The following is a 1,277-nucleotide window of genomic DNA, read 5'->3' on the forward strand; positions in this document are numbered from 1 at the left end:
ACCCGTTTTGCTCAGGCCAGTTCACCGATGACGCGCACAACATCATCCTCGTCGGTGGAACCGGCACTGGCAAGACGCACATTCGCTGAACGACGAGCGCATCAAATAGGGAGTCTGTCGCAAACAAATCGCCAATGTCAGAGGCGTTGATCTCTGCGACCTCTTCATCCCCATTCGATCGCAATTGACGCTCAATCGATCGTTCCAGCTGTCGGATGTGGCCCGCGAGCGAATGGATGCCCAGCGGTGCATCGGCGAAGTGGTCTGCGCGGTGCCGTGAGAACAATTCGACCATATGCTGGAAATCCAGCAGGCTGTTGTTGATCGGCGTGGCCGTGAGCATGTAAAGTTCGTTGCCCTCGGCGAGATCATACAGGTGCCAGTAGCGAGATTTGCGCTTGGCACCCTCTTCACCACGGGTGCCGGTGTTTCGAAAGTGATGTGCCTCATCGATGATGATGACATCAGCCTGGGCTTTGACTTGCTCCAGTTCTTCCTGCATCTTCTCGCGCATCAGATCCGTGTGACTGAAGATTTTCAGCCGACTGAACCCCTTGAAAACATCCGGCAGCCGGTTCCTGAGCTCCCGTTCCCAAACCGGAGACTTGGCCGACTTCGGAACAAACAGGGCGACGTTCTTGTTTTCATACTGGACAAACCGTTCAATCAGCATGAGCCCGATGAAGGTTTTGCCCAGACCAACCCCGTCGCACAGGAAAGCTCCGCCATATTTCCCGGCCCTCTTGAGCAGCGCCCCGTATCCGTCCCGTTGGTATTTCGCGAGGATCGGATAGAGCCTTGACGAGTTCTTCTCCCACTCGGTGGCAGTCTCTTCATGTCCGGCGAAATAGAGCTGCATCGATCGCGCATAGACATCGAACGGGGGATAATCGCGCGTGTGGCGCTCAATGGTCTTGAGGACTTCGACCGAAACGTCCTCGGCTTCTTCCCAACGTTCCTCATACCATTCTTGCAGAACGGCAACCGGCGTGCCCGTGATCTGGACGTTCAGTTCAATATTCTGGGTGAGGCCCGGAACCGTGAAGTTAGAAGAACCGACAAGCGCTGATGATCCAACTACTTCGAGCCGGGCGTGTGTGATGTAAGCTTTGGCGTGAAACTTGTCCTTCCTGTAAACCCGGCACTCGATCTTACCCGACCGGATCGCCTCGACAATTGCTGAAACACCCTTGAGGAAGTGGTTCTTGTCCGGCTATTTCGCGGTTTGTGTGGGTGGTTTGGTTTCCGGTCATTTGCTTGAGGCACAAGATGTTGTG

1 protein-coding gene and 1 pseudogene are annotated in these 1,277 nt (G+C 55.1%); one reads left to right on the plus strand and one right to left on the minus strand.

Annotation, left to right across the window (positions count from 1 at the left end):
• The first annotated feature begins 44 nt into the window (after positions 1 to 44).
• Complete coding sequence (locus tag ACFTOW_RS13360; protein WP_379916526.1) at positions 45 to 89, plus strand: hypothetical protein; 45 nt, start codon at positions 45 to 47, stop codon at positions 87 to 89.
• Positions 90 to 382: 293 nt separating this feature from the next.
• Here the strand turns inward: ACFTOW_RS13360 and ACFTOW_RS13365 are convergent.
• Positions 383 to 1,177, minus strand: a pseudogene (locus ACFTOW_RS13365) (DEAD/DEAH box helicase family protein); the annotation flags it as partial.
• Positions 1,178 to 1,277: the final 100 nt, after the last annotated feature.

It is taken from the genome of Lacimonas salitolerans (assembly GCF_042677865.1).
GTDB classification, from domain to species: domain Bacteria; phylum Pseudomonadota; class Alphaproteobacteria; order Rhodobacterales; family Rhodobacteraceae; genus Lutimaribacter; species Lutimaribacter salitolerans.